This is a genomic window from Kitasatospora sp. NPDC005856 (assembly GCF_040629945.1).
In the GTDB taxonomy this organism is placed as follows: Bacteria; Actinomycetota; Actinomycetes; order Streptomycetales; family Streptomycetaceae; genus Kitasatospora.
Map to the genome: position 1 here is coordinate 26,381 of NZ_JBEXWT010000096.1, position 7,498 is coordinate 33,878.

General features: G+C 72.3%; 8 protein-coding genes and 1 pseudogene. 3 read left to right on the forward strand and 6 right to left on the reverse strand.

The genetic code is table 11. From position 1 onward, the window contains the following. Entirely contained in the window at window positions 1–663 is a 663-nt protein-coding gene (locus ABZ449_RS35545; protein ID WP_360354367.1) for an HAD-IA family hydrolase, read from the forward strand. Between the two features lie 192 nt (window positions 664–855). On the opposite strand, the gene ABZ449_RS35550 is transcribed toward ABZ449_RS35545, so the two are convergent. The 4 genes and pseudogenes from ABZ449_RS35550 to ABZ449_RS35565 form a co-directional block, all read right to left on the reverse strand. Continuing rightward, the gene (locus ABZ449_RS35550; protein WP_360354384.1) at window positions 856–1,062 is read right to left on the reverse strand and encodes a Txe/YoeB family addiction module toxin; all 207 of its coding nucleotides are present in this window, start codon (window positions 1,060–1,062) and stop codon (window positions 856–858) included. A gap of 4 nt (window positions 1,063–1,066) precedes the next feature. Beyond that, window positions 1,067–1,251 (reverse strand): annotated as a pseudogene (locus ABZ449_RS35555) (type II toxin-antitoxin system prevent-host-death family antitoxin); the annotation flags it as partial. Window positions 1,252–1,411: 160 nt separating this feature from the next. Continuing rightward, window positions 1,412–2,485: a redox-regulated ATPase YchF gene (gene ychF, locus ABZ449_RS35560; RefSeq protein WP_360354369.1), complete on the reverse strand. Its 1,074-nt coding sequence runs from the start codon at window positions 2,483–2,485 to the stop codon at window positions 1,412–1,414. A gap of 84 nt (window positions 2,486–2,569) precedes the next feature. Further along, entirely contained in the window at window positions 2,570–2,959 is a 390-nt protein-coding gene (locus ABZ449_RS35565; protein WP_360354371.1) for a glyoxalase, read from the reverse strand. 175 nt (window positions 2,960–3,134) lie between these two features. On the opposite strand from ABZ449_RS35565, the gene ABZ449_RS35570 reads away from it, so the two are divergent. Further along, window positions 3,135–3,773 carry a DUF6542 domain-containing protein gene (locus tag ABZ449_RS35570; protein ID WP_360354373.1) on the forward strand — a complete coding sequence of 213 codons (639 nt, stop codon included), beginning with the start codon at window positions 3,135–3,137 and terminating at the stop codon, window positions 3,771–3,773. A 100-nt stretch (window positions 3,774–3,873) separates the two neighbouring features. Here the strand turns inward: ABZ449_RS35570 and ppgK are convergent, their stop codons facing one another. Next, complete coding sequence (ppgK, locus tag ABZ449_RS35575) at window positions 3,874–4,620, reverse strand: polyphosphate--glucose phosphotransferase (protein WP_360354375.1); 747 nt, start codon at window positions 4,618–4,620, stop codon at window positions 3,874–3,876. 237 nt (window positions 4,621–4,857) lie between these two features. Next, window positions 4,858–5,832, reverse strand: a complete 975-nt coding sequence (locus tag ABZ449_RS35580; RefSeq protein ID WP_360354377.1) for a 4-hydroxy-3-methylbut-2-enyl diphosphate reductase — start codon at window positions 5,830–5,832, stop codon at window positions 4,858–4,860. A gap of 120 nt (window positions 5,833–5,952) precedes the next feature. On the opposite strand from ABZ449_RS35580, the gene ABZ449_RS35585 reads away from it, so the two are divergent. After that, window positions 5,953–7,314 carry an APC family permease gene (locus tag ABZ449_RS35585; RefSeq protein ID WP_360354379.1) on the forward strand — a complete coding sequence of 454 codons (1,362 nt, stop codon included), beginning with the start codon at window positions 5,953–5,955 and terminating at the stop codon, window positions 7,312–7,314. Window positions 7,315–7,498 lie beyond the last annotated feature (184 nt).

Here is a 7,498-nt window from a genome sequence, read left to right on the forward strand (position 1 = left end):
ATGCCCGCCACCCCCGTCCGGCTGACCGCCCGAGCCGTGCTCCTGGACATGGACGGCACCCTGGTCAACTCCGACGCCGTGGTCGAACGCTGCTTCACCCGCTGGGCCGAGCGGCACGGCCTGGACCCCGCCGAGGTGCTCGCCTTCGCGCACGGCCGCCAGGGCCACGCGACCATGGCCCACTTCCTGCCGGACCGCCCGGTCGAGCTCAACCTGGCCGAGAACGCGCGCATGCTCGACGAGGAGCGCGCCGACATCGAGGGCGTCGTCCCGGTGCCCGGCGCCGCCGCCTTCCTCGCCTCGCTGGCCGACCTCCCGCACGCCCTGATCACCTCCGCCGACCAGCCGCTCGCCCGGGTCCGGATGGCCGCCGCCGGCCTGCCGCTGCCGCCCGTCCTGATCACCGCCGAGTCCGTCGGTGCCGGCAAGCCCGACCCCGAGGGCTTCCTCAAGGGCGCCGCCGCCCTCGGCTTCGCCCCCGCCGACTGCCTCGCCTTCGAGGACTCCGGCGCCGGCATCGCCGCCGCCAGGGCCGCCGGCACCCGCGTCATCGGCATCGGCCCGCGCGCCCTCCCCCACCACCCGGACGCCCACGCCGCCACCCTCACCGCCGTCACCGTCACCGCCGCCCCCGACGGCCTGCTCACCGTCACCATCGCCTGACCGCCGGGACGCCGAGGGGGCCGACCCCGAGCGGAGTCCGGCCCCTCGGCATCAGTCGTGGCAGCGGGCTGCCCGCCAGGTCCCGACACCGCGTCAACGCGGAAGGGCGGAAGGGCGGAAAAGGGAATCGGGGCTTGCCTCCGGAGAGGCAAGCCCCGATCCAGCACGGTGGCAGCACGTCACGACCGAGGATCAGTAGTGGTAGCGGGCCGCCAGGATGATGATCTCCCGATCCGTGACCAGGTGGACGAGGCGGTGCTCGTCATCGATCCGCCGCGACCAGGCCCCGGGCAGGTGGTACTTCAGCGGCTCGGGCTTGCCGATCCCGGCGAACGGGTCGCGCAGGACGTCCTCGATGAGCCTGTTGATCCGGGCGAGCATCTTGCGGTCGCTCTTCAGCCAGGATGAGTTCCCGCTCGGAGAGCCCCGTGCCGCCGAGCGCGTTCTCGTACGCCTTCAGCAGCCGACGGGCGTTCGCCGGCGAGCGCAACCGTGCTTGGAGACGATCTCGATGGCCTCGTGATCGTCGTTGACCTTCTTGATCAACGGGAAGAGAGCCTTGCGCGCCTCGCTGGCAGTGATCGACATCGACTGAACTCCCTCCACGACTGGTACCACATAACGCACCACTGGGTGAGATCCAGGGGTCGGAAAGCACGAAAAGGACGACGGGGCTCGCCTCACGTGAGGCGAGCCCCGTTCGACCTGCGCCGTTGGCAGATCAATCCGGCCCAAGGCAATCGATCGATCAGACGTTGAAGCGGAACTCCACCACGTCGCCGTCCTGCATGACGTACTCCTTGCCCTCGATGCGGGCCTTGCCCTTGGCGCGGGCTTCGGCGGTGGAGCCGGTCTCGACCAGGTCGGTGAAGGCGATGACCTCGGCCTTGATGAAGCCCTTCTGGAAGTCGGTGTGGATGACTCCGGCGGCCTCGGGGGCGGTGGCGCCCTTCTTGATGGTCCAGGCGCGGGCTTCCTTCGGGCCGGCCGTCAGGTAGGTCTGGAGGCCGAGGGTGTCGAAGCCGACCCGGGCGAGGGTGGCGAGACCGGGCTCCTCCTGGCCCATGGACTGGAGGAGCTCCAGGGCCTCGGCGTCGTCCAACTCGATCAGCTCGGACTCGATCTTGGCGTTCAGGAAGATCGCCTCGGCCGGGGCGACCAGCTCGCGCTGGGCCTGCTTGAAGTCCTCGTCCGCCAGCTCGTCCTCGTCCACGTTGAAGACGTAGAGGAAGGGCTTGGCGGTCAGCAGGTGGAGCTCACGGATCGGGGTGGTGTCGAAGCCGGCCTCGAAGAGGGTCTTGCCGGTCTCCAGGATCGCCTGCGCGGCCTCGGCGGCGGCCAGCACGGGGGCGGTGTCCTTCTTGAGGCGCGCCTCCTTCTGGAGCCGCGGCAGGACCTTCTCGACGGTCTGGAGGTCGGCCAGGATCAGCTCGGTGTGGATGGTCTCGATGTCGTCCTTGGGCGACACCTTGCCGTCCACGTGCACCACGTCCGGGTCGGTGAAGGCGCGCACGACCTGGCAGATCGCGTCGGACTCGCGGATGTTGGCGAGGAACTTGTTGCCCAGGCCCTCGCCCTCGCTGGCGCCGCGCACGATGCCGGCGATGTCGACGAAGTCGACGGTGGCCGGGAGGATGCGCTGGGAGCCGAAGATCTCGGCGAGCTTGGTCAGCCGCTCGTCCGGGACGCCCACCACGCCGACGTTCGGCTCGATGGTGGCGAACGGGTAGTTGGCCGCCAGCACGTCGTTCTTGGTCAGGGCGTTGAACAGGGTCGACTTGCCGACGTTCGGCAGGCCGACGATTCCGATCGTGAGCGACATGAAGCGCAGTCCCGTGGGCTTGGAGGAGTTGGGTCGGCACCGTACGGGCCGACCCCCAAGTCTACGGGCAGCCCCCGCACTGCCTCACTCCTCGGTCGCCGCCGCCCGGGGCTCCAGGAACTCCAGCCGGTTGCCCAGCTTGTCGTGGGCGTTGAAGCGCCGGCGGCCGGGCAGGTTGTCGTCCCAGGCCACCGGGTGGCCGTGGGCGGTGAGGTGGTCGGCGAGCGCGTCCAGCGAGTCGACCACGATGCCCGGGTGCCCCTTGCGGGACGGGCGGAAGTCCGGGGTCACGCCCAGGTGCACCTCGACGCCGCCGCCGCGGAACCAGCAGCCGCCGCGAGCGGCGAGCACCGGCGGCTTCGGCAGCTCGGTCATGCCGAGCACGCCGGACCAGAACGCGCGGCACTCGTCCTCGGCGCCGGCCGGGATGTCGATCTGGACGTGGTCGAGCTGTTCGAACGTGAAATCGGTCATGTTTTCCCCCGTGAAGAGACCCGTGAACGGACCCGGTGATCACCGGGCGTCGGCTCGGCCGTGCAGGTCAGCCGACCTGAACGACGATCACATCACTACTCCGTCCGGAGACACGGGGCAAGACCTGAACGGTCCATTACACAGTGTGGCGATGATCGGACCGTACGTTGGGCGGGTGGAGCAGAGCATCCGTACCCAGCCGCCAGGGCCCAGACGCCGTCCGCCGACCCGCGCGGCGGCAGCCGCCGTCCCCGGTCCAGGCCGGGCTCCCGAGACCGCCGGAGCCCCCTCCGGGCCCGCCCCCGCCTCCCGGCTGCGCCCGGCGGCCGGCCCGTCCGCCGCCGCCCGCCCGGCCGGCCCCCGGCTGCGCCTGCGCCTGCCGCTGCGCGGGCGCGGCCACGGCGACGACCAGCTGTACGGGCGGCGGCGCACCGGCCGGCCGGCCCGGCTGACGGCCGTCGGCACCGGGGTGGTCGCCGTGCTGGCGACGCTCGCGGTGGCGGGCGTGGACCGGCTGCTGTTCGACGACCTGGGCTGGCTGTTCGGCCTCGGCTACCTGCTGGTCTGCTTCCAGCTGGCCGTCCGGGTGCGCTATGCCGACCTGCTGGCCGCACCGATCAGCGGGCCGATCGCCTTCGCGCTCGCCCTGCTGCTGCTCGAACCGGTGAGCTCCCCCGGTGTCACCGCCCAGGTGGTCTCGCTGGCGACCGGGCTGGCGCTGCGGGCGGGCTGGCTGTTCTCCGGCACCGGGCTGGCCGCACTGATCGTGCTCGCCCGGTTCGTCGCCCAGCGCCGGATCCAGCGCGCCCGCTGAGACCCCTTCCCCAGGGACCGCCGGCGCAGGGGCCCGGGTCCTGGAAACCGGTGAAGAGACCGGGAGTCCTGGAAAGGGGAAGGGCAGGGGGGCCGGCCCGTCAGCCCTCCGCCCGGGCCGCCGCCATGGCGGCGCCGACGATCCCCGCGTCGTTGCGCAGCTCCGCCGGCACCACCCGTGCCTCACGGTCCTTCAGCAGCGGCAGGAACTTCTCGTGCTTGCGGCTCACCCCGCCGCCGATCACGATCAGCCCCGGCGAGAACAGTCCCTCCACCAGGTCCAGGTACTCGTCGACCCGCCCGGCCCACTGCTCCCAGTTCAGCCCGTGCCGGTCCTTGGCGGCCGAGGAGGCCCGGCGCTCGGCGTCCTTGCCGCGCAGCTCCAGGTGGCCCAGCTCGGTGTTGGGCACCAGCGTGCCGTCCACGAACAGGGCGCTGCCGATGCCGGTGCCGAAGGTGAGCACCAGGACGACGCCGGGCTCGGCCCGTCCCGCGCCGTGCGTGAGCTCGGCCAGTCCGGCCGCGTCCGCGTCGTTCAGGACGGTCGCGGGCATCCCCAGCGCCTGACGGAAGAGGCCGGCCGCGTCCAGGCCGATCCAGCCCTTGTCCACGTTGGCCGCCGTCCGGGTGCGGCCGTCGACGACCACGCCGGGGAAGGTCAGCCCGACCGGGCCCTGGTGGCCGAAGTGGCGGACCACCTCGCAGACGGCGGCGACCACGGCCTCGGGGGCGGACGGCTGCGGGGTGAGCACCTTGTGGCGTTCCTCGGCGAGCACGCCCCGGGCGAGGTCGACGGGCGCGCCCTTGATCCCCGAGCCGCCGATGTCCACGCCGAATACCGCCGTCATCACGTCCGCCCTCCGCCGTCGGCCGTGGACCCGGCCGGTCCGCGGCCGGTGGATTGTCCACAGCCTGTGCACAAAGCTACGAGAGAGCGCCCGGGCGCGCACAGCAGGAAACCGCACCACGGGAACCGCGCCACGGGAGCCGCACAGCGGGACGCGCACAGCGGGGCGCACGCAACGGGACGCGCACAGCGGAAGGGCCGGCGCCCCGCGACGGGGTGCCGGCCCTTGCGGGTGGGGTCAGAGCTTGCCCGCCGCCTCGGCGCGCAGGTCGCGGCGCAGTTCCTTGGGCAGCGAGAAGGTCAGGTGCTCCTCGGCGGTCTTGACCGTCTCGACCGTGTCGTAACCGCGCGCGGCCAGGAACTCCAGCACGCCGTCGACCAGGATCTCCGGCACCGAGGCGCCGCTGGTCAGGCCGACCGTGGTGACGCCCTCCAGCCACTCCTCGCGGATCTCCTCGGCGAAGTCCACCAGGTGGGCGGCCTTGGCGCCGTACTCCAGGCCGACCTCGACCAGACGGACGGAGTTGGAGGAGTTCTTGGAGCCGACCACGATCAGCAGGTCGGTCTCCGGGGCCATCTGCTTGACCGCGACCTGGCGGTTCTGGGTGGCGTAGCAGATGTCGTCGCTGGGCGGGCTGACCAGCTGCGGGAAGCGGTTCTTCAGCTCGCCGACGGTGGCCATGGTCTCGTCCACGGACAGGGTGGTCTGGGACAGCCAGACGACCTTGGACTCGTCCCGGACCTGCACGTTGGCGACGTCCTCGGCGCCGTCCACCAGGTGGATCCGGTCCGGGGCCTCGCCCATGGTGCCGATGACCTCCTCGTGGCCCTCGTGGCCCACCAGCAGGATGTCGAAGCCCTCGTCGGCGAAGCGGACGGCCTCCTTGTGCACCTTGGTGACCAGCGGGCAGGTCGCGTCGACGGTGGCGAGCTTCCCGGCCCGCGCCTCGTCGTGGACGGACGGGGCGACGCCGTGCGCGGAGAAGACGACGATCGAGCCCTCCGGCACCTCCTCCGTCTCGTCGACGAAGATCGCGCCCTTCTTCTCCAGGGTCTGCACCACGTACTTGTTGTGGACGATCTGCTTGCGGACGTAGATGGGCGCCCCGTACTGCTCCAGGGCCTTCTCCACGGCGATCACGGCGCGGTCGACTCCCGCGCAGTAGCCCCGGGGGGCGGCGAGCAGGACACGGCGCTGCGCGGTCTTGGACATGGCTCCATCGTACGGGCGGCCGCGACCCGCGCCCGCCGTCCCGGCCCCCGCCGGGGAGCCACGCCAACGGCGGGCACTTTCCGTGCAGACCCGGTCAACAACGCTCAAAATATGGTGTCTATGAGCTCTGTGAGCGAGCAGGCGGCGCCGAGCGGCCTGCGCCGCAGTCTGGGCGTCCGCGATCTGATGGTCTACGGGCTGCTGTTCATCGCCCCGATGGCCCCGGTCGGCGTGTTCGGCGTGCTGGACGCCAAGAGCCACGGCGCCGTCGCCACCGTGTACCTGGCCGCGACGGTGGCGATGGGCTTCACCGCCTCCTCGTACGCCCAGATGGTGCGCGCCGTGCCGCAGACCGGCTCGGTGTTCGCCTACGCGCGGGCCGGGCTGGGCGAGGGCCCGGGTTTCGTCGCCGGATGGATGGCGATGCTCGACTACCTGCTGATCCCCGCGGTGGCCTACCTGTTCTCCGGGATCGCGCTGAACTCCCTGGTGCCGGACGTCTCGCGCTGGGTCTGGACGGCGCTCGCGGTGGTACTGACCACCGCGCTCAACCTGGCCGGGGTGCGGACGGCGGCGGCGGTCGGCTTCGCGGTGCTCGCGATGGAGATCGCGGTGCTGGTGGTGTTCGTGGCCGCCGCCGTGGTGGCCCTGGCCCAGGACGGCGCCCGGCGCGGCTGGGACACCCCGTTCACCGCCGTCGGGGACTTCTCGCTGACCGCGGTGATCTCGGCGGTGTCCGTCGCGGTGCTGTCCTACCTGGGCTTCGACGCGATCGCCACCTTCGTGGAGGAGGCGGTCGGCGCCTCGGCGGCGGTGGCCCGGGCGGTGCTCTGGTGCCTGGCGCTGGCCGGGGTGCTGTTCGTCGTCCAGACCTACCTGGCGGCGCTGCTGGAGCCGACCGGACCGCAGCAGCTGGCCGCCGACCCGGCGGCGCAGGGTTCGGCCTTCTACGACACCGTGGAGAGCGGCGTCGGGCACTGGCTGCACGTGCTGGTCGCGGCCGCCAAGGCGATCGGCGCGGCCTTCGCGGCCCTGGCCGGGCAGGCCGCGGCCGGGCGGCTGGTCTTCGCGATGGCCCGGGACGGCCGGCTGCCGCGGGTGCTCGGTTCGGTCGACCCGGCCAGCGCGGTGCCGCGCCGGGCGCTGCTGACGGCCTCGGTGATCACGATGGCGGCGGCGGTCTGGGCGGCCGACCGGGACGACGGGCTGGACCAGCTCACCTCGGTGGTGAACGTGGGCGCGCTGACCGCCTTCGCGCTGCTGCACGCCTCGGTGATCGGCTGGTACGCGGTGCGGCACGGCTCGCGGCGGTGGCTGCCGCACGTGGTCGTGCCGGTGCTGGGGATCGCGGTGATCGCGGCGGTGGTGTACGAGGCGTCGGCCACCGCGCAGCTCGTCGGGCTGGTCTGGCTCGCGGTCGGCCTGGTGGTGCTCGCCGTCCAGGGTGCCACCGGCCGGGGCGGCGGGCGCCGACGGCCGTAGCCACAGCCACAGCCACAGCCGTACGACGGCCGAGGCCGCCCCGACGGCCCCGACCGTGTCGGCGGTCTCGGCCGTGTCGGCGGACGCCGCTAGATGAATGAGTCCGATCGCTGACCTGGCCGCGACCATGACGAAGGGTGCCCGTTGGTTGGTTTGTGAAGACGAACCTGGACACCCTTCTGAC

Bases quoted from the DNA above. Each gene is read 5' to 3' on its own strand.
- ABZ449_RS35545 (WP_360354367.1), top strand. From the start codon at position 1: ATGCCCGCCACCCCCGTCCGGCTGACCGCCCGAGCCGTGCTCCTGGAC.
- ychF (WP_360354369.1), bottom strand. From the start codon at position 2,485: ATGTCGCTCACGATCGGAATCGTCGGCCTGCCGAACGTCGGCAAGTCG.
- ABZ449_RS35565 (WP_360354371.1), bottom strand. From the start codon at position 2,959: ATGACCGATTTCACGTTCGAACAGCTCGACCACGTCCAGATCGACATC.
- ppgK (WP_360354375.1), bottom strand. From the start codon at position 4,620: ATGACGGCGGTATTCGGCGTGGACATCGGCGGCTCGGGGATCAAGGGC.
- ABZ449_RS35580 (WP_360354377.1), bottom strand. From the start codon at position 5,832: ATGTCCAAGACCGCGCAGCGCCGTGTCCTGCTCGCCGCCCCCCGGGGC.
- ABZ449_RS35585 (WP_360354379.1), top strand. From the start codon at position 5,953: ATGAGCTCTGTGAGCGAGCAGGCGGCGCCGAGCGGCCTGCGCCGCAGT.